We start from the raw sequence: 24,622 nt of genomic DNA, 5'->3' as shown, positions 1-24,622 counted from the left end.
GTTATAACAAATAACTGTTGAGACTTTGACCACAGACAGTAAAGCCATTATCGTGAGAAACTGCGATGAAATAGTCGAAAAAACAATAATTTCCTAGCGATGTTAACTATCTATACTTGCTATTAACGCGAAAACATTCGTGGTTGTAGCCCATTTCGGGGAGTCACAATGAAAGCTAAAATTCTGTCATTATTGGTTTTGACAGCACTATCTGGCGGTGCATTGGCAGCAACGCCACCAGATACTCTGGTCGTAGTACAATCCCTGGATGATATCGTCAGCCTTGATCCGGCTGAAAGTAATGAACTGTCGAGTATTCAAACGGTTCCAAGTCTCTACCAGCGGCTGGTACAGGCTGATCGTGATGACCCGGCAAAAGTGGTGCCGATCCTTGCTGAAAGTTGGCAAGGTGATGCCGCAGCCAAAACCCTTACCGTGAAATTACGTCCGCAGGCTGAATTTGCTTCTGGTAATCCAGTGCAGGCCGATGACGTGATTTACTCCTTTACCCGTGCGATAAAAATGAACCGTTCACCGGCTTTCATCCTTAACGTACTGGGCTGGGATGCTAGCAACATCGATCAACATCTGAAAAAGATTGATAACAAGACCGTTCAACTGAGCTGGAGCGCTGATGTCAGCCCAGCGGTTGCTCTGAATATCTTATCAACCCCAATCGCCTCAATTGTTGATAAGAAAGCCGTCAGCGCCAATGTTAAAGAAAACGACTATGGTAATGCCTGGCTGAAAATGCATTCCGCCGGTAGTGGTCCGTTCAAAATGCGGGTATATCAGCCGCACCAAGCCATCGTGCTGGATGCCAACCCGACATCTCCGGGTGATAAGCCGCTGATTAAAAATATCATTATCAAAAACGTACCGGACCCAAGTGCCCGCCGCCTGCTTATTCAGCAGGGTGATGCCGATATTGCCCGTGAATTGGGGCCAGATCAGACCGCCGCGCTGAAAACACAAGCTGGCGTTAAGGTGGTTGAGATCCCTTCAGCGGAACAAAACTATTTGGTATTCAACACCGCCAACCCTGCTAACCCACTATTGAGCAAACCTGAATTCTGGCAGGCTGCCCGCTATTTGGTTGATTATGAAGGGATTACTAAAGATCTGCTGAAAGGCCAATATTTCGTGCATCAAAGTTTCCTGCCGGTCGGTTTACCAGGTGCTCTCGAAAGCAATCCATTCACCTTTGATCCGGCTAAAGCTAAAGAGATTTTGGCCAAAGCAGGCATTAAAGATGCCACATTGACACTGGATGTTGAGAACAAACCTCCGTTTATCACCATCGCTCAATCGTTACAGGCAAGTTTTGCTCAAGGTGGCGTGAAATTGGTGTTACTGCCAGCAGCAGGCAGCCAAGTGTATGGTCGAGTCCGCGCTAAACAACATCAGTCTGCTATCCGCTTGTGGATCCCGGATTACTTTGATGCGCACTCCAATGCCAGCGCCTTTGCCTATAACGACGGCAAGAGCAGCACTGTTGCCGGTTTAAACGGTTGGGTTATTCCTGAGCTGAATAAACAAACACTGGCCGCCGTCGCAGAAGCCGATCCGACGAAACGCACTGCGCTCTATACCCAGTTGCAACAAGAGCTGCAACAGAACTCGCCTTATATCTTTATTGATCAAGCCAAAGCACAAGTTGTGCTGCGCGATAACGTAAAAGGCTACCAGCAAGGTTTGAATGCGGATATGGTCTATTATGACCGTGTCAGCAAATAGCCTATTCCCTGCGTACTTGAAGTTGCAGGGTTGTTAGCTGCGTGAACTTACCCGAATCACTTACCAGTGTAAGCTCATCGGGACTCGTTCATTTGCCGCCTACCTGTAACGCCAAGTTCTTGGGCATAGCTGGTTGATATATCGATAAATGTATCTATGAAACAGTGAGTTGCTAGTCGATGTCTGTAGCACTAAATAATACGCCGGGAACCCAATCCCGGCGTCGTCTTTGGGGGTTTTTACAGGGTTTATTTACCCTGGCCCTGACCTTATTCGGTCTGCTGGTAATTACCTTTTTCCTGTCGGCGCTGTCGCCGGTAGATAGGGTATTACAAATCGTGGGGGACCACGCCAGTGAGGCTACCTATCAACAAGTTAAACACCAACTTGGGCTGGATCAGCCATTAGCCGTGCAGTTCTGGCACTATTTGGTGCGGCTGCTGCATGGCGATCTGGGTACTGCCAGTGCCAGCGGCCAACCCGTGTTACAGGATCTGCTGACAGTTTTCCCCGCCTCGTTAGAATTGGCCACCTTGTCATTAGTGATTGGCGCAGCACTGGGGGTTATCCTCGGCTTGTTGTGCGCCCGCTGGGCAGGCAGCAAGCTGGATGCCACGATTCGCTTTATCACCTTGCTGGGTAACTCGGTACCTATCTTTTGGCTTGGCCTACTGATGTTGCTGCTGTTTTATGCGCGCCTGCAATGGAGCCCGGGGCCCGGTCGCCTTGACGATATTTATCAATATACTGTGGAAGCGAAGACCGGATTTGCGCTGATCGACACCTGGCGCTCCAATGATACCGGTGCCTTTAGTAATGCCATCGCCCATTTAATTTTGCCGGTTTCCCTGCTTTCTTACTATGCTCTGGCCAGTATCACCCGTCTGACCCGCTCAGCCTGCTTGAGCGAGTTGAATAAAGAGTACATTACACTGGCGCGAGCGAAAGGCGCGGGTGAAATGCGAATTCTGCTGATGCATGTACTACCCAATATCCGTGGCACATTACTGACCGTGATTGCGCTGGCCTATACCAGTATGTTGGAAGGTGCGGTGTTAACCGAAACCGTTTTTGCCTGGCCGGGTATTGGCCGTTACCTGACCAGCGCACTATTTGCTGGCGATACCACCGCGATTATGGGCGGGACACTGCTGCTAGGTATCTGCTTTATTTTGATTAACAATGTGACGGATCTGCTGGTCCGCCTGCTGGATCCGAGAACGCGCTGATATGTCGATGATAACCTTCTGCCACGCGCTAAAGCGTTCCCCCTCCACCAGCATTGGACTGTTTATTCTCTCTTCGCTGGTGATCATTGCGATTTTCGCTCCGTGGTTAGCGCCACAAGATCCCAACTGGCAAAACGCAGCCGACCGTTTATTACCGCCGGGTGCACACCACTGGCTCGGTACTGATAGTTATGGCCGCGATATGCTGTCGCGCCTGATTTACGGCACCCGCCCAACCTTAGGGCTGGTACTGCTGGTTACCGTGATCACGCTACCATTGGGGTTACTGGTCGGCGTGCTGTCCGGCTATTACGGTGGCTGGCTCGAACGCATTTTGATGCGCATCACTGATGTAGTGATGTCGATGCCACGGCTGATTCTGGCCTTTGCCTTCGTGGCGATGCTCGGCCCCGGTTTGATTAACGGTGCATTGGCATTGGCACTGACTACCTGGCCGGCCTATGCCCGTCAGGCTAGAGCCGAGATCCAATTATTGCGCAAAAGTGATTATCTGGCCGCCGCTGAAATGATGGGAATTAAAGGTCTTCGGCTATTGTGGGGCCATATTTTACCCATGTGTCTCCCCTCGGCGGTGGTGCGTCTGGCGCTGGATTTAGCTGGCATTATTTTGGCCGCTGCCGGGTTAGGTTTCCTCGGGCTAGGAGCCAGACCGCCCATGTCCGAATGGGGATCAATGGTTGCTGACGGAATGCAGGTTATCTTCGATCAATGGTGGATCGCCGCGATCCCAGGCTGCGCCATTTTACTCAGCAGCATGGCTTTTAATCTGTTAGGCGATGGCCTGCGCGATATTTTGGATCCTCACCATGACTGATAAAATTTTCGCCGTTGAAGGCTTGAGTGTCGACTTTAAACAACAGCGGGTGGTGGATAATATCTCTTTCCAGCTCGGCCATGAGCGCGTAGCACTGGTCGGTGAATCCGGTTCCGGTAAATCCATTACTGCCAGAGCACTGATGGGGTTAGTTCGCTCACCGGGCAAAGTCAGCGCCAAAAAGCTGAGTTATTACTCTGACAATACCGATGAACAAGGAAATCCCGGTAAGATCGTCGAACACGATTTGACATCCCTTAAGCCGAAACAGTGGGGTGCGTTACGTGGCAGTGAAATTGCTATGGTGCTGCAAGATCCCCGCTACGCACTGAATCCGGTGCGAACCGTAGGTAAGCAAATTGAAGAATCCCTGCTGTTACATAATGCTCTCTCAGGGGCCGATGCTCATGAACGAGTATTAAATGCACTGGCTGCCGTCGGGCTGAATGAAGGTGCTTACCACAGCTATCCTGGCCAACTCTCCGGCGGAATGGGCCAGCGGGCAATGTTAGCTATAGCATTGGTGAATAACCCACGAGTATTAATTGCCGACGAACCAACATCAGCCTTGGATGCCAAACTGCGTAATCAAATTCTTGAATTGATTGTTGAACAAACCGAGCAGCGCAATATGAGTTTACTGTTGATAAGCCACGATTTGCCGTTGGTCGCTGAGCATTGCCATCGCGTGCTGGTGATGTATCAAGGGAAACTGGTCGATCAAGGGGCGGCGGCAGATTTGCCTTATTCAACTCATCCTTATACCCATACGTTATGGGCCTGCCGCCCGAATGCCGGTACCTATGGCACTGACTTGCCAGTATTAGATCGCAGCGCTGATTTCTCTGGAGGTTCCCATGGCACTGATTGAAGTCAATAATCTCCGGGTCAGTTTCCCTCAGAAGAATCAGGTAAAAACAGCGGTTGAATCAGTAAGTTTTGCCGTTGAAGCGGGTGAAACCTTCAGCCTGATCGGCGCATCCGGTTGTGGTAAATCCACGGTATTACGTACTTTGGCCGGTCTACAGCGAGAATGGCAAGGGGAGATAACCTTGCTGGGTACGCCGTTACGGCCAGGGCAACGTTTCACCGGCCAACTGCGTAAAGATGTGCAGATGGTGTTTCAAGACCCTTATGCGTCACTGCACCCTCAGCATAATATTCAACGCACATTGGGTGAGCCATTACAGATTCACGGTGAAAAGAATATCCAGCAGCGAATTGTAAGTGCATTAGAGCAAGTAGGTCTGCCTGCTTCTGCCGCCCAGCGTTACCCTCATCAGTTCTCTGGCGGCCAGCGCCAGCGTATTGCTATTGCTCGCGCCCTGTTATTGCGACCAAAACTGTTGTTGCTGGATGAACCTACTTCAGCATTAGATATGTCGGTTCAGGCGGAAATCCTCAATTTGCTCAATCACTTGAAACGCGAACATGGCATGACGTATTTATTGGTCAGCCACGACAGCGATGTGGTGGCCCATATGTCTGAACGCGCGGCCCTGATGGAGAGCGGGAAGATAGTAAGAGAGTTTGCCCGGCGGGATTTAGAGCTGGCTGAGCATTTTATGGGATAGGGTTTTGCCGTTCACTCGTGGGTTAAGTTTGGTTGATAGAATAGATTGGATCACTGTTTCCGTTGATTCGGTGCTCGGATTCGGTTGTTAGAATAGATCGGATCACTGTTTCCGTTGATTCGGTGCTCGGATTCGGTTGTTAGAATAGATTGGATCACTGTTTCCGTTAATTCGGTGCTCGGATTCGGTTGTTATAATAGATTGGATCACTGTTTCGGTTGATAATCATTCAGTGCTCACTTAATTTCCGCCGCTTCAACCGAGTTAAGGCCCATAAGCGTGGGCCTTAACAATCCGCGCTTACGCACGTATCGCTGGCCTGCTGCGCAGGTACCCTCGGCTCATCACTTCGCTGGCGGGACGGTGTGATTCGCATCCATGCTCAAGCACACCTCAACCCGCCATCCTTGGCGGGTTGCCCTTGCTACACTCTTCACTCGGCTGCTCAAATGTGCTTTTAAACATCAAAACCTAAAGAAAGGGTTTTGATTTTGACGTTGGGCGCAATCAGGAATATTGCCGACAAAGATTGCAGGCCGAATGAGCCGCATGGACGCGGCGAAAGGGGCTGTCGAGCTGGGAGCGAGTCGGCCCCGGTTCGATTAGCCTGCAAGCTGCCGGAGGGCATGGCGAAGCCACAATATTTCGCGCAAGCGCGGGATTCCACAAGGGGGCGCGCCCGCCCCCTTTGGCGGTTGAGGCGACTAAGGTTAGGTTAGCTGTAAAATTATAACAACCGAACCGGATCACCGAATCAACCGAATCAACCGAATCAACCGAATCACCAAATCACCAAATCACCAAATCAACCAAAATAATCAACCGGATCACTTACCACCAGGACGAGTGACTAAAACCCCTTCATCAACCCCACCACACCCTGCACATAACCATCCAACGTCTCCTCCTCCATCTCATTTGCCCCCTGCACCAAAAATGGTGGTAAATAATCCATTCCGGTCAGGTTCGCCATGGCATGGAAGGGCAATAACAGATCTAACGCCGGATAACGGTTATATCCCTGTGGCGTATAATCCTGAGCCTTCCCTCCAGTGGAGACCACCAACTGCAACGGCTTACCCTGTAGCTTATTGCCACCACTGCCGTAGGCAAAACCATGGGTTAATACCGCATCCTGCCATTCACTTAAAATAGCCGGTGAGCTGTACCAGTAAAACGGAAACATCATCACAATCACATCATGTGACTTCAACAACTCCTGTTCCCGCGCCACATCTATCTGAAAATCAGGGTATTCACGCATCAGTTCATGCACCGTGACATTCACTAATGGGCGGATGGCCTCTATCAACCGACGGTTAATACGAGACTCATCCGGGTGACGATGGGATGTTAAGACTAAAATAGCGGGCATAGCACTTCTCCAACCAGTTTGATAAACCTATTTTTTCATTTTCCGGCTGGTCGGTGTAGGCTGCTATCAGTCACATTAATTTCAACTAAAGGTATCAACCACTATGTCGCTGCCTCTGGATATTCATCGTTTACTGCCCGCTTTTCTCACCGCAGCTCAGAGTGACAACTTCTCCACCGCAGCCAGGCAGCTAGGTATCACACCCGCTGCGGTCAGCAAGAATATCCGCGTACTGGAAGAAAAACTGGCGCTACGTCTGTTTCAGCGCAATACCCACAGCGTGGTGCTAACGGATGAAGGCAAAACATTATTGGCACGAGTGGCACCACTGTGGCAGGCACTTTCCACCACTCTGGATACGGTGCGTAATGATGAGCGACAACCCAGTGGTACGGTGCGGGTCAGTGTCATCCCCGGCTTTGGCCGCCAACTGTTGATGCCACTTATTCCAAAATTTATGGCGCGTTATCCGCAGATTGATTTGGATCTTTCACTGGAGGCCAGAGTGGTGAATTTGGTCGGAGAAGGATTTGATGTCGGTATCGGCACTCGCATCGATCCCGATAGCCGCTTGATTGCTCGTCAGCTTTACCCAATGCAAATGCTGCTGGCGGCATCCCCTGCTTATCTGGCCCGCAATGGTTCACCCAGTAACCCACAGGACCTCTATCAGCATCAGTGTTTAATACACCGTAATCCATCAAATGGCCGGAGAGTAAAATGGCAATTGCAGCAGAATAATGAGGTTCAATCCTTAGAGTTGTCAGGTCGTTTGATCTCTTCCCAGCCGGATATGCTGCTACATGCCGCATTAGCGGATATGGGGATCACCTATGTGGCACAATGGCATGCAGCGCCACACTTTGCCGATGGCAGCCTTATGCCGGTATTGGTGAGTTACTGGCCCGCCCCGACCCCAGTATGGCTTTATTATGCTTCTGCCGATTTACCCCCCAGAGTCCGTGTTTGGGTTGATTTTCTGTTAAAACATTTCGGCCCACATCACGCTTTATCCGCACAATAAGTCACATAAAAATATCGTTTTTGTGACGCACTGAGCAGGGAATAGACCTAACGTCGATTTCCTTGTTCTAAGTCAAATTAGTTGACTGTCACTTCTGCCATTACCCATATATAGTGGTTGTAGGAATTCAAACATCTATATGTAGTAGTTATCCACAAAACCATCCACACCTCCCTCGCAGCCCTTACCCGCTGCGGCTTGCCTTGTGGATAAGATTTCTTGTGGATAATTATTACCGGCTACAGGAGCAGGCATTGTGAAAACAGTAGTGATTAAACGGGACGGTTGTCAGGTACCTTTTGATGAGGTGCGGATCAAGGAAGCCGTCGAGCGCGCAGCCTTGGCTGTTGACGTTGTGGACGCAGATTATTGTGCAACTGTTGCCCGTGTGGTCGCTCAGACGATGGAAAACCAGCCGAAAGTTGATATCCGCGACATCCAAACTGCGGTAGAAAACCAACTGATGGCCGGTCAATACAAGCAGTTAGCCCGCGCCTATATTGAATATCGCCATGACAGGGATATCTCGCGGGAGCTGCGTGGTCGCCTGAATCAGGAAATCCGTGGATTGGTTGAGCAAAGTAACAAAGCGCTGCTTAACGAAAATGCCAATAAAGACAGTAAAGTGATCCCCACCCAGCGCGATCTGCTGGCCGGTATTGTGGCGAAACACTATGCCAAACAGCATATCTTGCCACGGGATGTGGTGTTAGCGCATGAACGTGGTGAAATCCACTATCACGATTTGGATTACGCGCCCTTCTTCCCAATGTTCAACTGTATGTTGATTGATCTCGATGGCATGCTAACCCAAGGCTTTAAAATGGGTAATGCGGAAATTGAACCACCGAAATCCATTTCTACCGCCACCGCAGTGACCGCACAGATTATCGCGCAGGTTGCCAGCCATATCTATGGTGGTACAACCATTAACCGTATCGATGAAATTCTGGCCCCGTTTGTCACTGAAAGTTTTAACAAACATAAAGCTGTGGCTCAAGAGTGGCAAATTCCTGATGCCGCCGGTTATGCCATGTCGCGCACCGAGAAAGAGTGTTACGACGCCTTCCAGTCACTGGAATATGAAGTTAACACCCTCCACACCGCCAATGGTCAGACCCCCTTTGTCACTTTCGGTTTTGGCTTAGGCACCAGTTGGCAATCGCGCATGATCCAGCAGGCCATTTTGCGTAACCGTATTGCCGGTTTGGGCAAAAATCGCAAAACCGCGGTATTCCCGAAACTGGTGTTTGCTATCCGTGACGGTCTTAATCACAAGTTTGGCGATGCCAATTACGATATCAAACAGTTGGCGCTGGAGTGTGCGACTAAACGCATGTACCCGGACATTCTAAATTACGACCAAGTGGTAAAAGTAACCGGTTCCTTTAAAACACCAATGGGTTGCCGCAGCTTCCTCGGAGTGTATGAAGAAGAGGGTAAACAGATCCACGATGGCCGTAATAACCTCGGGGTTATCAGTCTCAACCTGCCACGTATTGCGCTGGAAGCCAAAGGCGATGAAGCCCAATTCTGGCAATTACTGGATGAACGCCTGCTGTTAGCCAAGAAAGCCCTGATGACCCGTATTGCCCGTCTGGAAGGGATTAAAGCCCGTGTGGCTCCGATTCTGTATATGGAAGGGGCTTGCGGCGTGCGCTTACAAGCCGACGACAACGTTTCTGAGATCTTTAAAAATGGCCGCGCATCCATCTCGCTGGGCTTTATCGGTATTCATGAAACGGTTAATGCGCTGTTTGGTCATCAGACCCATGTCTTTGATGACCAAAAGTTGCGTGAAAAAGGCGTGGCTATCGTCGAACGGATGAGACAAGCAACAGATAGCTGGAAAGATGAAACCGGCTACGCCTTTAGCCTGTACAGCACACCAAGTGAAAACCTGTGTGACCGTTTCTGCCGCCTTGATACCGCTGAATTTGGTGTGGTGGACGGCGTCACCGACAAAGGCTATTACACCAACAGCTTCCATCTGGATGTTGAGAAAAAAGTTAACCCATACGACAAACTGGACTTCGAAGCACCTTACCCACCATTGGCGAACGGCGGCTTCATTTGTTACGGCGAATACCCTAACTTGCAGCACAACCTCAGAGCGTTGGAAGATGTCTGGGACTACAGCTACAGTCGGGTGCCTTATTACGGTACTAACACGCCAATTGATGAGTGCTACGAATGTGGCTTCACCGGTGAATTCTCTTGTACCAGTAAAGGTTTTACCTGCCCGAAATGTGGCAATCATGAGCCATCGAAAGTCTCGGTAACCCGCAGAGTATGTGGCTATCTGGGTAGCCCGGATGCACGACCATTCAATGCCGGTAAGCAAGAAGAAGTGAAGCGGCGCGTGAAACATCTGGCGAACGGACAACTGGGCTGATTTTCAATATTGAAATTGCCCCAATAATATTAATCGCCCCCAAAGGAATTGGAGTTGCAGGTAGGCAGCAAGCGAATAACAAATCGGTCGGGAACTGATTTGAACAGCATTTATGCTAGCCCGTAGGGTGAGCCTCAAGGATGAGGCTCATTAATCCCGATGAACTTACGCAGTCAAGTGATTCGGGTTTGTGAACGCAGCGCCCCCCCTGCAGCTTCAAGTACGAAGGGGAACATATTGGACAAGTAATTATTAACTATCATCAATACTACCCGGTCGATGTCATCAACGGCCCCGGCACCCGTTGCACGCTGTTCGTCTCTGGCTGCTTGCACCAGTGTGTGGGTTGTTATAACAAAAGTACCTGGCGACTGAATTCGGGTAAGCCATTTACTCGTGAACTAGAGGATCAGATAGTGGCTGATCTCAATGACGCCCGCATCCATCGGCAGGGGTTATCCCTCTCCGGCGGTGATCCGCTGCACCCGCAAAACCTGTCTGCGATACTGCAACTGGTTAAGCGAGTGCGTAATGAGTGCGATAGCAAAGATATTTGGGTCTGGACGGGCTACACCTTGGCTGAACTGAGCGACGAACAACAGCAAGTGGTTGATCTGATCAACGTGTTGGTTGACGGCAAATTCGTACAAGATCTAAAAGATCCTTCGCTTATCTGGCGTGGCAGCGGTAATCAGGTTATCCATCACCTGCGTTAATTGGCAAAATTATAGGTCAAAGTAGCATTAAACCGCCAATCACGGCGTGTGCTATCACTGGGGAGGTCGCCAATCGGCCTCGCCCCTTCCAATGACAGTGAATAGTGTTTGTTGTCACTAAAGGTCACCCCAACGGCATATGAAGCCAGCTTCTTCGCGGGGAAAATGGCAGAGTTGTACCACGTGTGGGCTGTATCCAAAACCACATAAGGTTGAACCGTCTTCAACCAGTTGCCCTGTTCCCGGTTATGCAGATAGCGCATTTCTACCTGCCCGCCATAACCATAATCCCCGGTTGCGTCACTGTCTGGATAACCACGGCCGAAGCGCAGTCCGCCAAATGTGACATGCTCGGCCTCGGGTAAATCATTGTCCGACCAATCCCCTTCTGCCGAGGCACTCAAGCGCCATTTCTCATCCATCAGATATGCCCCGTCACCGGTGAGTTTCCAGCGGGTAAAGCCCAAGTCGCCCCACGGTACCGAACTGGATGCCAGAGCACCATTGATCCCCTTGCGCACACTGGCGCGGGTGCTCCAATAAGATTGGGTATATTCCTGATAACCCGCCAGTGCTAATTCAGCCGCCGGATAACGCATTCGCTGATTCTGCTCTTCTAAATCCAGCAAATAATTATTAACAGTATTAAATCGGGCGCGAGTTTTTAGATTGTAACTTTTCTCCAGATAATCTACGCCACCACTCAGGGTCCATTGCCGCTTGCGCGTTAATTGCAATGGATAACTCAATACCACACCACCGGTATATTGCGTCTGCTCGGAACGCGTTGATAAGGTAATATCCTGCGGATACAATGTCAGTACATCGGTATAGTCTTTGGGCACCTGCTTATAATAGCTGCCACGGGTTTGTAGTAATAATCCATTGCTCCCTAGATATTGCTGATAGTTTAAACCAAGATATTGGTCGCGATTTTTACTGTCGAGCGGTAATAACGTCGCCACACCAAATTGTTCGGCATAGGGTGTAAATCCACTTAAGGTTGCATTAAGTACACCACTGTATACTCCTTTGCGGCTATCCAGCGCAGTACTAACATTCCAGTTACGTGGATGTCTGGCTTTAACGTCCAGTAGTGTCGCGCCATAAATATTATCCGGGTTTTTAGCCGTGGCAATGACTTTGGTATCCGGGGTCCGGCTCATCAAAATATTGTAGCGTTCAAAGGTGTCCTGCGTCAGTGGCTTCTCTGCCATGATGCGCTGTGATAGCTTGGTTAGCCAGCGGCCTATCGCAACATTTTCACTTTGAATCCGCGTATTGGCAATGTAACCCTCAACCAAGCCTATTTTTACCGTGCCATTAATAAAGTTATCTGAGGGTAAATAAGCATAAGAGAGAATATAACCGTCTTGCTGATATAATGTAGTAATAGATTGGGTTGCCACCAATAAATTCTTTAACGGTACTTTTTTACCAATATAACCGTTGAACGGTTCACGAAGTAACTTAAGATCATAACGCGTACCACCAATAAATTGAATATGCTGCACATCAATTAAGGTTTCAAGTGTTAACTTAGCGTTGGGAGCAGGCACTGAAATAGCAGGTGGCGCTGTTCGTGTGGTTTGGGGTTTAGCAATGTCACGTGATATTCTGGACGGGTTATTCTGATCAATCAACATGGGAACCGTATTGGCCCATGCACTATATTGCCATATCCCACCAGTACCAAATAACAATAACAGCCACACTCTATTATTCATAGAATATTTCCTTATGCGCACATTAAATTATAATTTTAATAGCCTATTTTTATTATCGTCAGATAGCGAGGCTCTCCCCAGAGAGTAAGGGAGAGCAAATCTCATTATATTTTTAATTGGTTTTTGGTTTTAATATTCCGCCCAAGCCTCCCCCCGCACTGGCATTTGCGTTAGCGGAGACGCCCGCAGTCAACCCACCGGTAATGCCACCAACGGTGTTAGTCACACCTGCCAGCAACCCGCTATTACTGCCACCGGTGCTGGGAGTCAAGGTCGTGGTAACGCCCGCCAATAAGCCATTCGAACCACCAGTTGACGCAGGAGGAGTGACCAGACCACCGGCCTTCTCAACTGCCTGCCCGGTGCCTTGTAATACCTGGCCCACGCCCGCTAAGGTTGGCACACTCGTACCCACTTGTGTCCCCGTCGCCGCAACGGTGCCGCCGACCGCGGTCAATAAGTTATTAACCGGCGCGCCAATCCCCGTTGTTCCACCTACGGTTTGCGTAATGTCTTGTACCTGACCCACCACCGGCGTCACTATGCCAGTCGCTGCGGTCGTCAACTTACTGGTGGTACCGGTTTGCAGGTCTTGCGCCAGCCCATTACCAATGGACGTTACCGCACCGCCGGTCTTATCCACCAGCCCACCTGCCGTACTGGTAACACCGCCCAATGGTGTATTAGCAGCGATACCTGAGACCGTGCCTCCCAATCCTGAAACACCAGTACCGACATCAGCGACGGCTTTCGGTACACTGGCTGCTGTCGTGCCTAAAGCATTAGGATTATTTCCTAATTGGCCGACGCCATTCTGTAATCCGGTCCCAACCTCACTGACTGCATTACCTGCACTGTCGACCACGGTGACCAAACCACCACCGACGATTGGCAAGCTGCCGACAGGTGTTTGGCTGACAACATCACTGACCGTATTGCCGACACCATCTACGGCGGTACCGACACCACTAACCACATTCCCGACCGCGGAATTATTCGCGGTTGTCCCACCACCGTTATCTGTTCCTCCGCCCGTTCCGCCGCCAGTGCCGCCATTGCCATCGCCGCCACTGCCATCACTACCAGAACCGGTTCCACCGGCGGCCTGACCCGAATTATTCTTCGCAGTATTGTGAGAACCACCACCACTTCCACTACATGCCGCAAGTGAGCTGGCAAGCAATATTACCAAACTGATTGTGCTCAGACGGCTGATATTATTAGGGCTCATAGCATAACCCCCCAGAGAGAACGCCACAGCGGCGTGAAATAACTATAAGAGACACTTATGTTTCACTCAAGTTAAGACAATGTTTATTTTTTGTTTGAAATGAAAATTTATCGGCTGGATATGTATCATTTTGATAATGCGATAAAACTTTTTCTTATAAAAATCTCTATTTTCTGAATAAAACCCGCACCGATAAGCGCAAAAACTTCATCGTTCCGCCATCTCAGCTTAACCCTACTGTCATCAAAAACAGCCAGCATAGCGGTGAGATCACTTACCGGTTATCACTATGACTATCCGCCCTCTGCTCGTCCGTTTTGCTACTGCTGTTACTTCGCTGCGGCTAGAAACGGCCATGAGGGGGATAGCACTGAGAGGGTATATCTGCCATGCACTTATCTAGACCACCGACCAGCTACCCCACCCGCTATCAACAAATTGCGGCCCAATTAGAACAGGAATTGCGTGGTGCCTATCGTTGTGGCGATTACCTGCCTTCTGAACAACAACTGGCTGATCGCTATCAAGTTAACCGCCATACCTTGCGCCGGGCAGTGGATGAACTGGTTGAGCGTGGCTGGCTACAACGCCGCCAGGGTATCGGCACGCTGGTATTAATGCGCCCGTATGACTATCCACTGCATGCTAATGCTCGCTTTAGCCAGAACTTGCTGGATCAAGGTAGCGACCCCACCAGTGAGCGCTTACTCGCAGTCTTGCGCCCGTGTATAGAGCATGTAGCCAAAGCGCTCTCACTGGCAGAAGGCACCACAGTGATCCATTTACGTACTCTGCGGCGGGTTAATGGCGTGCCAGTCTGTGTTATCGATCACTACCTGCCAGACCTACGCTGGTGGCCTGCTTTACAACAATTCAACTCCGGTTCATTGCATCAATTCATCACCCAGCATTTACAACAACCACTGAGTCGTAGCCAAACCCGCATCAGCGCACGTCGTGCTCAGGCAAAAGAGAGCCGCTTACTCGAGATTGCGACTCATGCGCCGCTGCTCTGTGTGCGGACCTTAAATATCTGTGTTGATAGCCAGCTGGTGGCGGAATACTCCGTCAGCCTGACGCGGGCCGACATGATTGAATTGACGATGGAGCACTGAATGGAAACTCGCCATACCACTCGGCAAAACTGGATGTCGGTGTTAGCCCACTGCCAGCCAGCAGAGTTGCTCGCTCACTGGCAAGCCTTGAATTTATCACCGGAATATCAGGTGATCCGCGCCCCAGAGATAGGTTTAAACCAATTACAGGCACGGATGGGGGCTACTGGTCGCCGTTTTATCCTTGGTGATATGACCATAACGCGTGCCGTTATCAAGCTTAACGACAGCACGGATGTTTATGGTTACAGCTACATTGCCGGGCGTAATAAGCCTCATGCCGAGCTGTGCGCCGTGCTGGATGCCTTGTTACAACTCTCCACCGTCAAGGGTAAACCCGCCGGGTTGAATGAATTATTGCTGAAAACCGTGATTCACCCACTGGCCGCAATACAACAAGAACGGCGGCAATTACGCGCTGATGCTATCACCGCCAGTAAGGTTGATTTCTTCACCTTGGTGCGGGGAGAGGACTGATGAACTTATTAACTCATTTTGAGCATCCGGTAGATGATGCGCAGCACACTTTTCGTCGTATTCTCAAAGCGTTGAGTGAACCGGGCGTGCTGGTAACACTGCCCCATGCTACCGGCTGGCAACCACTGAACCCAGCAACCACCAGTGTTCTGCTCACGCTGGCCGACCAAGAGACGCCGCTCTATCTCGACGCGGCACTTAATAGTGACAGCGTGCAACACAATGTGCGTTTTCATACTGGTGCGCCCCTGATGACATGCAGTGATAAATCCTCTTTTTCATTATTTAATAATGAGATAACAGCGGAGCAACTCGCCACCTGCCCGGCAGGTAATGAACTGTCACCGGAACAATCCACTACGGTGGTGATTCAGACCGACAGCCTACATCACGGCATGCCATTACGGTTACGCGGGCCAGGTATTGAACACAGCCGCACCGTTGCACCACACCTGCCCGCCACCATTTTGAATTATCTGCTTAACCGCCCTGCTGCATTTCCGGCTGGCATCGATTTTCTGTTTACCTGTGGCGAGAACCTGATGGCAATCCCACGAACCACCCATGTGGAGGTGTGCTGATGTACGTTGCCGTCAAAGGGGGCGAAAAAGCGATTGCAGCAGCCCATCAATTGCTGGAACAGCAACGGCGTGGCGACAGCCAGATCCCGGCAGTCGATTGCGAGCAAATTGAGCAACAACTCGGTCTGGCGGTTGATCGGGTGATGACCGAAGGGGGCATCTATGATCGCGAGCTGGCCGCACTGGCAATTAAACAAGCCAGTGGTGACTTGGTGGAAGCCATTTTCCTACTACGCGCTTACCGCACAACCTTACCCCGTTTGGCTGTCAGTCAACCGCTAGCAAGCGAGCATATGCGGCTAGAGCGTCGTATTTCAGCCATTTACAAAGACTTGCCCGGCGGGCAAGTGCTCGGTCCAACCTATGATTACACTCACCGGCTGCTGGATTTTACCCTGCTGGCCGCAGGCGATGCACCGCAAGCCCGCCACGGTGGCGAAACATTATCCGATGATTTATTGCGCAATAACTGTGCCCATGTGTTTGATTTATTAGTTCAAGAGCAGCTTGCCCTGACAGAGCAAGATGACGGTACTCAGCCGGAAGATATCACCCGCAATCCCCCCGTTTATCCCTGCAATCGCTCGGCCCGGCTGCAACAATTGGTCCGTGGTGACGAAGGTTTTCTGCTGGCGCTGAGCTATTCCACGCAACGCGGTTATGGCCGCACCCATCCCTTTGCCGCCGAGATCCGCACCGGTCACCTGACCGTTTCAATTCAGCCGGAAGAACTGGGATTTGCTATTGATATCGGCGAAATCTTACTGACCGAATGCGAGATGGTGAATGGCTTTGTCAACCCGGAATCAGAACCTCCGCACTTTACACGTGGTTATGGTCTGGTGTTTGGCCGTGGTGAGCGCAAAGCGATGTCGATGGCGCTGATGGATCGAGCCTTACAAAGCCGCGAATATGACGAAAAGGTCACCAGCCCGGCGCAGGATGAAGAATTCGTGCTCTCCCATGCCGATAATGTCGAAGCCGCGGGGTTTGTTTCTCATCTTAAACTGCCGCACTACGTAGATTTTCAAGCGGAACTGGAATTGCTAAAACGCCTGCGTCGTGAGCACTTACTCGCCTCGCAACAGCCATCCTCTCAAGAACAGGAACCACGCCATGACTGAGGTTCTCACCGGTTATAATCTGGGATACCTGGATGAGCAAACCAAACGGACTTTACGCCGCGCGCTGCTAAAAGCAGTGGCGATCCCCGGTTATCAAGTGCCGTTCGGCGGGCGGGAAATGCCGATGCCTTATGGTTGGGGCACCGGTGGCATTCAACTGACCGCCAGCCTGATTGGCCGCAAAGATGTGTTAAAAGTGATCGACCAAGGGGCAGATGACACCACCAATGCTGTCTCTATCCGCCGCTTTTTTCAGCGCGTCAGCGGGGTGGCGACCACCGAAAGCACAGTCGATGCCAGCTTGATCCAAACCCGGCATCGCATTCCTGAAACACCTCTGAGCGAAGATCAGATCCTTATCTATCAGGTACCGATCCCAGAGCCACTGCGCTTTATCGAACCACGCGAAACCGAAACGCGCAAAATGCATGCGCTGGAAGAATACGGCGTGATGCAGGTAAAACTGTATGAAGATATCGCCCGCTACGGCCATATCGCCACCACCTACGCCTATCCGGTCAAAGTGAACGATCGCTACGTGATGGACCCTTCGCCGATCCCAAAATTTGATAACCCCAAAATGCACATGATGCCCGCGCTACAACTGTTCGGGGCCGGTCGCGAGAAGCGGTTATATGCCCTGCCTCCCTTTACCAAGGTGGAAAGTCTGGATTTCGACGATCACCCATTTACCGTGCAGCAATGGGATGAACCCTGTGCCTTGTGCGGCTCGCGCCACAGCTATCTTGATGAAGTGGTGATGGACGATCAGGGCAGCCGAATGTTTGTCTGTTCTGATACTGATTTTTGCCAGCAGCAACTGGTGGCACAAGAGGTAAATATTCAATGATTTCCGAACAGGTTATTTCATCATCCGCAGCCGCTCACCCACTGCTATCAGTGGAGAATCTCACACATTTGTATGCGCCAGGTAAGGGGTTTAGCAACGTCTCTTTCCAGCTCTATCCCGGTGAAGTATTGGGAATTGTCGGTGAATCCGGCTCTGGCAAAACCACCTTATTAAAATCGATTTCTGCCCGGTTGCCGCCACAGCATGGGCAGGTTATTTACCACTCTGGTGCCCAGCAACCGGTTGATTTATATCAGATGGCTGAAAGTCAGCGCCGCCGTTTACTGCGCACCGAATGGGGGGTGGTTCATCAGCATCCACTGGATGGTTTGCGCCCACAGGTTTCCGCCGGTGGCAATATCGGCGAGCGTCTGATGGCTATTGGCCAGCGCCATTACGGCGACATCCGCCAACAAGCAGGGCGCTGGCTGGAGGATGTCGAGATCCCACTATCACGCCTGGATGACTTACCCACTACCTTCTCCGGCGGCATGCAACAACGCCTACAAATTGCCCGCAATCTGGTGACCCATCCCAAGCTGGTATTTATGGACGAACCGACGGGCGGCCTGGATGTATCAGTACAAGCGCGACTACTGGATTTACTGCGCAATCTGGTGGTGGAAATGCAACTGGCAGTGGTGATTGTCACTCATGATCTCGGTGTGGCCCGGCTATTGGCACACCGGTTGCTGGTGATGAAGGAGGGTCAGGTTATCGAAAGCGGCCTGACCGATCGAGTGCTAGACGATCCCCATCATCCCTACACCCAACTATTGGTTTCATCGGTGCTACAAAACTGACTGTTTTGTCTGTTAACCCGTGAATAGATTAACGAGAACTCACTATGAATCACCAGCAACCGCCTATCAATCACCCACAACTGAGAGTTGAAAATCTCAGTAAAACCTTCGTACTACACCACCAGCATGGTATTCGCTTGCCGGTATTGCATCAAACCTCACTGGAAGTGAGTAGCGGTGAATGTGTGGTATTACACGGCCATTCCGGCAGCGGTAAATCTACTCTGCTACGCTCTTTATATGCCAACTATCTGCCAGACAGCGGTCATATCTGGGTCAAGCATCAGGGGGAATGGCTCGACATTGTGGCAGCCCCAGCGCGACAAATTATGGCGGTACGCCGTCATACCGTGGGTTGGGTCAGCCAGTTCTTGCGGGTGATCCCACGGATCAGTGCATTAAATGTGGTGATGCAACCGCTACTGGAGCTTGGCGTTGAACGCCATATATGCCAACAACGCGCGCAGGATCTCCTGACTCGCCTTAATGTTCCACCACGGTTATGGGATCTGGCCCCCTCGACCTTTTCCGGCGGCGAGCAGCAGCGGGTCAATATCGCCCGTGGTTTTATCAAAGATTACCCCATATTGCTGCTTGATGAGCCAACGGCCTCGCTCGACAGCACCAATAGCGCGGCAGTTGTTAGCCTGATTGATGAAGCTAAACAGCGAGGGGCCGCCATCATTGGAATTTTCCACGATGAGGCCGTACGTAACCATGTCAGTGATCGCTTACTGGTCATGACGCCCTTTCCCGCCGATGCCAGTCCGGAGATACCTGCATGATCCTCAATAACATCAACCTTATTCTTGAAGATCAGGTGGTCAACGGATCACTCGAAATCAAAAACGGGGTTATCCACAATTACAGTGATCGCCCAACCCAACTCTCTGCCGCCATAGATGGACAAAATGGCTGGCTGTTGCCGGGATTGATCGAGCTGCATACCGATAATCTGGACAAGTTTTTTACCCCACGCCCCAACGTTGATTGGCCAGCTCATTCGGCGATGAGCAGCCATGATGCGCTGATGGTTGCCAGTGGGATCACCACCGTGTTGGACGCAGTGGCGATTGGTGATGTACGCGATGGCGGGCATCGTCTGGATAATCTGCAAAAAATGATTAATGCGGTGGTGGATAGTCAGCGGGCGGGACTGAACCGGGCAGAACACCGGATTCATTTACGTTGTGAATTACCTCATGAAAGTACTCTGCCGCTGTTTGAAGAACTGATGATGCAGCCTGAACTGTCATTGGTATCGCTGATGGATCACTCACCAGGCCAGCGTCAATTCGCCTCCCGGGCAAAATATCGTGAGTATTATCAGGGCAAATACCATCTTAATGATCAACAAATGGCAGAGTTTGAGGAAGAGCAAATCACACTGTCAGCGCGCTGGTCCGCGCCGAATCGAACAGCGATCGCCGATCACTGCTCTCAGCGGGGCATTGCCCTCGCCAGCCACGATGATGCCACGGCGGAACATGTGGCACAATCACAAGCACTGGGCAGTGTGATTGCTGAATTTCCAACCACGGAGGTGGCAGCCAGAGCGTCACATCAGCATGGTTTACAAGTATTGATGGGCGCGCCAAATATCGTCCGTGGCGGCTCCCATTCAGGCAATGTTGCAGCACACCAACTGGCCGCTATTGGAGTACTGGATATCTTATCGTCTGACTATTACCCGGCCAGCTTGCTGGATGCGGCCTTTCGTATCGCACACGATGCAACCAATAGCTTCACCTTACCGCAAGCGGTTAATTTGGTAACACGTAATCCTGCCAACGCCTTGGGACTAAAGGATCGCGGTGTTATTGCCGAAGGTAAACGAGCTGATTTGATACTGGCACGCGCTCATGACAGTGCGCAAAGTAAACATGTTTACGTGCAAAACGTCTGGCGTCAGGGAATACAGGTGTTCTGATGGGGCGCTTAATCTATCTGATGGGGGCATCGGGGGCCGGAAAAGATTGCCTACTGTCGGCTCTGCGGGCAGCCAATCCGGCAAATATTATCGTGGCACATCGTTATATCACCCGCCAGGCCAATGCCGGGGCGGAAAACCATGTTGCGCTGAGTGAACAGGAGTTTTTACTGCGGGCGGCCCAAGGATTATTCGCGTTGTACTGGCAAGCACATCAGTATCGCTATGGGATAGGTATTGAGATTGATATCTGGCTACAACACGGGCTGGATGTGGTGGTTAATGGCTCCAGAGCTTATCTGCCAGAGGCACAACAGCGCTATCCCGACCAACTTTTGCCGCTCTGTCTGACGGTTTCTCCGGCTATTTTGGCGCAACGATTGCAACAACGTGGCCGAGAGAACAGTGAACAGATCAATGCACGATTACAACGGGCGCAGCACTATCAGCAACAGCTACCGGTTAACTGTTTACAACTGTCTAATGACGGTGAGTTGCACCACACACTGGGGCAGTTACAACAATTACTGGTAGCTCCCCTAGCTGGTAAAGAAATGGGGGATAAAAAATGGAACTGACACTGTTAGGCACCGGATGCGCCCAGCAGGTGCCGGTATTTGGTTGTGACTGCGTGATTTGTGCTAAAGCCAGAGTGCAGCCCGCATTGGGCCGTAAACCTTGCAGTGCCATGTTGCGATATCAAGGGGAAACTACCTTGATTGATGCCGGATTACCGACACTGGATCAGCAGTTTACTGCGGGGGAAATTCAGCGTTTTTTGCTTACACATTACCACATGGATCATGTTCAGGGGTTATTTCCGTTACGTTGGGGATGCGGAAATTCGATCCCGATCTACGGACCGCCGGATCCAGACGGCTGTGACGATCTGTTCAAACATCCTGGAATTCTGCATTTTCAGCCGCCGATGGCCGCATTCCAGACCATCCATTTTGGTGACTTACGGGTCACACCGGTGCCGCTAACCCATTCCAAAATAACCTTCGGCTATTTATTGCAAAGCCCCAGCCGGACCATCGCCTATTTAACCGATACCGTCGGGCTACCCGCTGATAGTGCGCTATTTCTGACCAGCAAAAATATCGATCTGCTGGTGCTGGATTGCAGCCATCCGCCGCAGACGCCGCCGCCACGCAATCATAATGATGTAACTATCGCGTTAGCCATTAAGGATTTGCTAATGCCACAACAGACGTTGCTGACCCACGCCAGCCACCAACTTGATCGATGGTTGCTTGACCACCCATTACCGGCAGGGGTGGCAATCGCCCATGATAATCAGACGATTACCCTATTATGATCAACGCTGCTGCATCTGAGCGGAGGTTAAGATTGTCACGCCCTCTTTCGGCGGCGCAAAAGCCTGATCCAGCATCGCCTGAGCCACATCTTTGCCTTTAATCAAGCGCCACTTATCCGGCAATAAGGCAAACAGAGGTGCACTTAGGCTCTCCATCAAGCGGGGCTTGTCGCGCTGACCCGCCAGCATTGAGGGCCGGGCAAAAGTAAGTTGTGGCCAGCCCTGAGCCTGTAAGTCACGCTCGGCCTCACCTTTGGTGCGGTTATAAAACACCCATGAGTTGGCATTAGCCCCCATCGCGCTTACCAATAGAAAATGCCGTGCGCCCAGCCGCAAGCCGGTTTCACCAGCGGCCAATACCAAGCGATAATCCACCAAACGAAATGCCGCCTGGCTGCCAGCTTGCTTACGAGTGGTCCCCAAACAGCAAAAGACCAAATCCACCGGTTGATCCAAGGTTTTCAGCAACTCACCGATATTTTCACCCTGCGGATTAATCAGTTTATTCATGGCTGGCAAGGGATTACGGCTAGGTGCAATGATGGATGTCACTCTGGCATCCAAACGTAACAGGCGCAGTAATTCGCCCCCCACCAGGCCACTTGCGCCCAGTAATAATACCTTCGCCATCTGACCTCCTGCCTTCTGGTATTGATGATAATGCCGCGAAAAAGTGCAGAAACAATTATTGAAATCAATCGTTATGAATAATACATACCAGAAACACTATACCCTATATAATTCGAGTTGCATGAAGGCGGCAACTGAGCGAATCCTCAAGAGTTTACATAAGTAAGTGACTGGGGTGAACAAAGGCAGCCAACACACATGCAGCTTGAAGTATGACGGATATATGACATAGCATCGAGAAATAGCAGTTATCATTAAAACAGGGAATTTATAGTGAAGAGTCTTGCTGCCAATACAGTTTTTTGCCAAAACCAAGGGTATTATTGGTCATCTTGATTTCCAGCAGATTGAGCTGCCAGAGTGGGGCGGATACCACTTTAGCCACCGGAAAACGGCGGCAGTAGCGCTGGCGGGCGCGGTGTTCCGCATCTCCCGTTAATTCGCTTATCTCTGCGCGGTATTGAATACCTTTAATCAAGGCTACTGTGCGCGGCTGGGTGGCTATGGTGCCGACAACCTGTGGGTTTATCTGCATCAGTTCACCATGTCGGGTGTGCTTTTCTGTCATGATAAAAAGTGCCATCTGTGTTTCGTCAAATACGTAAAAACAGTTGGCACACCACATATCGATACCACTGCCCGCACACAGCGTCAGTACATGTTGCTGGCGCAGAAAGCGGTTAATACCAAGCAGATCCTCAGGGTTATTCACGTCACTCATAATTCACAACACCCTCTGGCTTAGAAATAGTCCTGAGTGTACATCAAGTCCCCCGCAACAAGCAGCTCTGCGGCTATTCAGTTGAGCTTACTCACACTGAAAAGCCATTGCCCCTCCTTCCCCATACTTATCTCTGAGCAGGGGATCATTGCCAGCATATCCTTCCTGATAATAGGGTCTTAGCCGAGAAACAACCTAATAACGTGATTTAGCTAACATTTACCGCATAAGGCACATATGAATTTATATGCAAAATTTACGTATAAATTTGGATGTAACAAATAATTATGGATTAACAAATAAAATACAAAAACTATTAAGAACCCGCTCTCATTACTAATATTGGATAATAATAAGCCTGCCAATGTATCCGTCGTGTTAAATATAACCTTACTGTTTTGCATAACATACAGTACAGTTTTGAATAAACAACGTTTAAAATGAATAAAATCGATAAATTATTCATTTTTTAGTCATGTCACCTTTTAAAATCGGTAGAAAACATGACTTGAGTCACAGAATGAATAAGTGTTATGACTAAAATAGCCACCATCAGTTCATTGCTCGTAAACCTTGATTAAAAAATAGAGACCTTACGTAAATGGAAAATAACAACAAAAAAATGGCGCATATAAGGCGAACAACGCATTTAATGATGCCGGCACATCGTAGTTATTTTAACTTTTCTTATTATCACTATAGATAACATCCTCCCTGCGATGACATCCACTTTTATTGGATAGTCATTGTCTATGCACAATATTTAACAAATGCGAAAAGTGTTTACGACCTTTACGTTGAGTTAACTATTGTCTGCTTTCTCCGAAGAGACTAACACTCGATTATATTTATACGTCTATCTGATTGTGGGTTTTTATTAACCAATCGATACTCAGCTTGTGTTATTCATCTTTCAGCAGAAACATAGCTATCCTGTAAAATTTACTGTCACCTTTGTCATTAATGCTGAATGACCAGAGGATCACTGCGTCTGAAATTCAGTCACGGTGTTACGCAGAAAGCAGCCAAGACTATTAATGAATGTTATTTCATTGATACGGACTGCTATACAAAAAATTTAATGGCAATTAACTTAAATAAACCAACAAATAATGTAGGCGTAATTGTCACAGGCAATTTTAGTACGACCAGCGCACAGAAACCGGAGCGTACACCATGACCTTATAAATCATGGTTACGTGAGGATTTCGAGCACTGTTCAACCTC

The 24,622-nt window shown here is 50.1% G+C and carries 24 protein-coding genes; 19 read left to right on the top strand and 5 right to left on the bottom strand.

All coding sequences use genetic code 11. The features are described from left to right. Window positions 1–168: 168 nt before the first annotated feature. The 5 genes from V1952_RS09245 to V1952_RS09225 all read left to right on the top strand — a co-directional run bounded on the left by V1952_RS09245 (window position 169) and on the right by V1952_RS09225 (window position 5,375). Window positions 169–1,737, top strand: coding sequence for an ABC transporter substrate-binding protein (locus V1952_RS09245; RefSeq protein WP_420074643.1), 1,569 nt, complete (start codon window positions 169–171; stop codon window positions 1,735–1,737). 179 nt (window positions 1,738–1,916) lie between these two features. Next, window positions 1,917–2,966 (top strand): ABC transporter permease, encoded by a 1,050-nt coding sequence (locus V1952_RS09240; protein WP_372557869.1) that lies wholly within the window; start codon window positions 1,917–1,919, stop codon window positions 2,964–2,966. 1 nt (window position 2,967) lies between these two features. Continuing rightward, a complete protein-coding gene (locus V1952_RS09235) occupies window positions 2,968–3,801 on the top strand; it encodes an ABC transporter permease (protein ID WP_005186584.1) in 834 nt (277 codons plus the stop codon). Next, entirely contained in the window at window positions 3,794–4,672 is an 879-nt protein-coding gene (locus tag V1952_RS09230) for an ABC transporter ATP-binding protein (protein WP_372557868.1), read from the top strand. Before V1952_RS09235 ends, V1952_RS09230 begins: the two co-directional genes overlap by 8 nt. Next, the gene (locus tag V1952_RS09225) at window positions 4,659–5,375 is read left to right on the top strand and encodes an ABC transporter ATP-binding protein (protein ID WP_420072171.1); all 717 of its coding nucleotides are present in this window, start codon (window positions 4,659–4,661) and stop codon (window positions 5,373–5,375) included. Before V1952_RS09230 ends, V1952_RS09225 begins: the two co-directional genes overlap by 14 nt. An 850-nt stretch (window positions 5,376–6,225) precedes the next feature. On the opposite strand, the gene V1952_RS09220 is transcribed toward V1952_RS09225, so the two are convergent. After that, on the bottom strand, window positions 6,226–6,750 hold the full coding sequence (locus tag V1952_RS09220; protein WP_420072244.1) for an NAD(P)H-dependent oxidoreductase: 525 nt from the start codon (window positions 6,748–6,750) through the stop codon (window positions 6,226–6,228). Between the two features lie 103 nt (window positions 6,751–6,853). Here V1952_RS09220 and V1952_RS09215 point away from each other — a divergent pair, with 103 nt between their 5' ends. The 3 genes from V1952_RS09215 (at window position 6,854) to nrdG (ending at window position 10,885) form a co-directional block, all read left to right on the top strand. Further along, entirely contained in the window at window positions 6,854–7,774 is a 921-nt protein-coding gene (locus tag V1952_RS09215) for a LysR substrate-binding domain-containing protein (protein ID WP_420074642.1), read from the top strand. 256 nt (window positions 7,775–8,030) lie between these two features. After that, window positions 8,031–10,169 (top strand): anaerobic ribonucleoside-triphosphate reductase, encoded by a 2,139-nt coding sequence (gene nrdD, locus V1952_RS09210; protein WP_420074641.1) that lies wholly within the window; start codon window positions 8,031–8,033, stop codon window positions 10,167–10,169. A gap of 251 nt (window positions 10,170–10,420) precedes the next feature. Then, a complete protein-coding gene (gene nrdG / locus V1952_RS09205; RefSeq protein ID WP_420074644.1) occupies window positions 10,421–10,885 on the top strand; it encodes an anaerobic ribonucleoside-triphosphate reductase-activating protein in 465 nt (154 codons plus the stop codon). Here the strand turns inward: nrdG and V1952_RS09200 are convergent. Together V1952_RS09200 and V1952_RS09195 are read right to left on the bottom strand one after the other, a co-directional pair. Then, window positions 10,882–12,612, bottom strand: a complete 1,731-nt coding sequence (locus V1952_RS09200) for a ShlB/FhaC/HecB family hemolysin secretion/activation protein (RefSeq protein WP_420074640.1) — start codon at window positions 12,610–12,612, stop codon at window positions 10,882–10,884. The genes nrdG and V1952_RS09200 overlap by 4 nt on opposite strands. A gap of 112 nt (window positions 12,613–12,724) precedes the next feature. Further along, a complete protein-coding gene (locus V1952_RS09195; RefSeq protein ID WP_420074639.1) occupies window positions 12,725–13,843 on the bottom strand; it encodes a collagen-like triple helix repeat-containing protein in 1,119 nt (372 codons plus the stop codon). Window positions 13,844–14,232: 389 nt separating this feature from the next. Here V1952_RS09195 and phnF point away from each other — a divergent pair, with 389 nt between their 5' ends. The 10 genes from phnF (at window position 14,233) to phnP (ending at window position 22,044) form a co-directional block, all read left to right on the top strand. Then, window positions 14,233–14,958 carry a phosphonate metabolism transcriptional regulator PhnF gene (gene phnF / locus V1952_RS09190; RefSeq protein ID WP_420074638.1) on the top strand — a complete coding sequence of 242 codons (726 nt, stop codon included), beginning with the start codon at window positions 14,233–14,235 and terminating at the stop codon, window positions 14,956–14,958. Continuing rightward, window positions 14,959–15,435: a phosphonate C-P lyase system protein PhnG gene (gene phnG / locus V1952_RS09185; protein ID WP_372557860.1), complete on the top strand. Its 477-nt coding sequence runs from the start codon at window positions 14,959–14,961 to the stop codon at window positions 15,433–15,435. It abuts the gene before it with no gap. Further along, the gene (gene phnH, locus V1952_RS09180; protein WP_420074637.1) at window positions 15,435–16,016 is read left to right on the top strand and encodes a phosphonate C-P lyase system protein PhnH; all 582 of its coding nucleotides are present in this window, start codon (window positions 15,435–15,437) and stop codon (window positions 16,014–16,016) included. Before phnG ends, phnH begins: the two co-directional genes overlap by 1 nt. Next, window positions 16,016–17,140, top strand: a complete 1,125-nt coding sequence (locus V1952_RS09175; protein WP_420074636.1) for a carbon-phosphorus lyase complex subunit PhnI — start codon at window positions 16,016–16,018, stop codon at window positions 17,138–17,140. Before phnH ends, V1952_RS09175 begins: the two co-directional genes overlap by 1 nt. Further along, window positions 17,133–17,990, top strand: a complete 858-nt coding sequence (locus tag V1952_RS09170) for an alpha-D-ribose 1-methylphosphonate 5-phosphate C-P-lyase PhnJ (protein ID WP_420074635.1) — start codon at window positions 17,133–17,135, stop codon at window positions 17,988–17,990. The genes V1952_RS09175 and V1952_RS09170 overlap by 8 nt, the downstream gene beginning before the upstream one ends. Further along, window positions 17,987–18,793, top strand: a complete 807-nt coding sequence (gene phnK / locus V1952_RS09165) for a phosphonate C-P lyase system protein PhnK (RefSeq protein WP_372557857.1) — start codon at window positions 17,987–17,989, stop codon at window positions 18,791–18,793. Before V1952_RS09170 ends, phnK begins: the two co-directional genes overlap by 4 nt. Before the next feature lie 65 nt (window positions 18,794–18,858). Then, window positions 18,859–19,578: a phosphonate C-P lyase system protein PhnL gene (gene phnL, locus V1952_RS09160; protein ID WP_372559810.1), complete on the top strand. Its 720-nt coding sequence runs from the start codon at window positions 18,859–18,861 to the stop codon at window positions 19,576–19,578. Continuing rightward, entirely contained in the window at window positions 19,575–20,723 is a 1,149-nt protein-coding gene (gene phnM / locus V1952_RS09155; RefSeq protein WP_372557856.1) for an alpha-D-ribose 1-methylphosphonate 5-triphosphate diphosphatase, read from the top strand. The genes phnL and phnM overlap by 4 nt, the downstream gene beginning before the upstream one ends. Beyond that, window positions 20,723–21,301, top strand: coding sequence for a ribose 1,5-bisphosphokinase (gene phnN / locus V1952_RS09150; RefSeq protein ID WP_420074634.1), 579 nt, complete (start codon window positions 20,723–20,725; stop codon window positions 21,299–21,301). Before phnM ends, phnN begins: the two co-directional genes overlap by 1 nt. Then, on the top strand, window positions 21,292–22,044 hold the full coding sequence (phnP, locus tag V1952_RS09145) for a phosphonate metabolism protein PhnP (protein ID WP_420070906.1): 753 nt from the start codon (window positions 21,292–21,294) through the stop codon (window positions 22,042–22,044). The genes phnN and phnP overlap by 10 nt, the downstream gene beginning before the upstream one ends. Here phnP and V1952_RS09140 read toward each other — a convergent pair whose 3' ends face one another. Together V1952_RS09140 and V1952_RS09135 are read right to left on the bottom strand one after the other, a co-directional pair. Next, entirely contained in the window at window positions 22,045–22,674 is a 630-nt protein-coding gene (locus V1952_RS09140; protein WP_372557853.1) for a hypothetical protein, read from the bottom strand. Window positions 22,675–22,942: 268 nt separating this feature from the next. Further along, window positions 22,943–23,395 (bottom strand): YhbP family protein, encoded by a 453-nt coding sequence (locus V1952_RS09135; protein ID WP_193784741.1) that lies wholly within the window; start codon window positions 23,393–23,395, stop codon window positions 22,943–22,945. 601 nt (window positions 23,396–23,996) lie between these two features. Here V1952_RS09135 and speFL point away from each other — a divergent pair. Beyond that, the gene (gene speFL / locus V1952_RS09130; RefSeq protein ID WP_105877053.1) at window positions 23,997–24,101 is read left to right on the top strand and encodes a leader peptide SpeFL; all 105 of its coding nucleotides are present in this window, start codon (window positions 23,997–23,999) and stop codon (window positions 24,099–24,101) included. The last annotated feature ends 521 nt before the right edge of the window (window positions 24,102–24,622 follow it).

Origin of the sequence: Yersinia sp. 2542 StPb PI (assembly GCF_048593855.1) — a bacterium.
Classification (GTDB): domain Bacteria; phylum Pseudomonadota; class Gammaproteobacteria; order Enterobacterales; family Enterobacteriaceae; genus Yersinia; species Yersinia enterocolitica_E.
Note: the sequence above shows the minus strand (reverse complement) of the source record. Positions and strands in the feature narration are given on the sequence as shown.

Excerpts from the sequence above, each read along its gene's own strand:
- V1952_RS09245 (WP_420074643.1), top strand. The coding sequence starts at position 169 with ATGAAAGCTAAAATTCTGTCATTATTGGTTTTGACAGCACTATCTGGC.
- V1952_RS09240 (WP_372557869.1), top strand. The coding sequence starts at position 1,917 with ATGTCTGTAGCACTAAATAATACGCCGGGAACCCAATCCCGGCGTCGT.
- V1952_RS09235 (WP_005186584.1), top strand. The coding sequence starts at position 2,968 with ATGTCGATGATAACCTTCTGCCACGCGCTAAAGCGTTCCCCCTCCACC.
- V1952_RS09230 (WP_372557868.1), top strand. The coding sequence starts at position 3,794 with ATGACTGATAAAATTTTCGCCGTTGAAGGCTTGAGTGTCGACTTTAAA.
- V1952_RS09225 (WP_420072171.1), top strand. The coding sequence starts at position 4,659 with ATGGCACTGATTGAAGTCAATAATCTCCGGGTCAGTTTCCCTCAGAAG.
- V1952_RS09220 (WP_420072244.1), bottom strand. The coding sequence starts at position 6,750 with ATGCCCGCTATTTTAGTCTTAACATCCCATCGTCACCCGGATGAGTCT.
- V1952_RS09215 (WP_420074642.1), top strand. The coding sequence starts at position 6,854 with ATGTCGCTGCCTCTGGATATTCATCGTTTACTGCCCGCTTTTCTCACC.
- V1952_RS09200 (WP_420074640.1), bottom strand. The coding sequence starts at position 12,612 with ATGAATAATAGAGTGTGGCTGTTATTGTTATTTGGTACTGGTGGGATA.
- V1952_RS09195 (WP_420074639.1), bottom strand. The coding sequence starts at position 13,843 with ATGAGCCCTAATAATATCAGCCGTCTGAGCACAATCAGTTTGGTAATA.
- phnF (WP_420074638.1), top strand. The coding sequence starts at position 14,233 with ATGCACTTATCTAGACCACCGACCAGCTACCCCACCCGCTATCAACAA.
- phnG (WP_372557860.1), top strand. The coding sequence starts at position 14,959 with ATGGAAACTCGCCATACCACTCGGCAAAACTGGATGTCGGTGTTAGCC.
- phnH (WP_420074637.1), top strand. The coding sequence starts at position 15,435 with ATGAACTTATTAACTCATTTTGAGCATCCGGTAGATGATGCGCAGCAC.
- V1952_RS09175 (WP_420074636.1), top strand. The coding sequence starts at position 16,016 with ATGTACGTTGCCGTCAAAGGGGGCGAAAAAGCGATTGCAGCAGCCCAT.
- V1952_RS09170 (WP_420074635.1), top strand. The coding sequence starts at position 17,133 with ATGACTGAGGTTCTCACCGGTTATAATCTGGGATACCTGGATGAGCAA.
- phnK (WP_372557857.1), top strand. The coding sequence starts at position 17,987 with ATGATTTCCGAACAGGTTATTTCATCATCCGCAGCCGCTCACCCACTG.
- phnM (WP_372557856.1), top strand. The coding sequence starts at position 19,575 with ATGATCCTCAATAACATCAACCTTATTCTTGAAGATCAGGTGGTCAAC.
- phnN (WP_420074634.1), top strand. The coding sequence starts at position 20,723 with ATGGGGCGCTTAATCTATCTGATGGGGGCATCGGGGGCCGGAAAAGAT.
- phnP (WP_420070906.1), top strand. The coding sequence starts at position 21,292 with ATGGAACTGACACTGTTAGGCACCGGATGCGCCCAGCAGGTGCCGGTA.
- V1952_RS09140 (WP_372557853.1), bottom strand. The coding sequence starts at position 22,674 with ATGGCGAAGGTATTATTACTGGGCGCAAGTGGCCTGGTGGGGGGCGAA.
- V1952_RS09135 (WP_193784741.1), bottom strand. The coding sequence starts at position 23,395 with ATGAGTGACGTGAATAACCCTGAGGATCTGCTTGGTATTAACCGCTTT.
- speFL (WP_105877053.1), top strand. The coding sequence starts at position 23,997 with ATGGAAAATAACAACAAAAAAATGGCGCATATAAGGCGAACAACGCAT.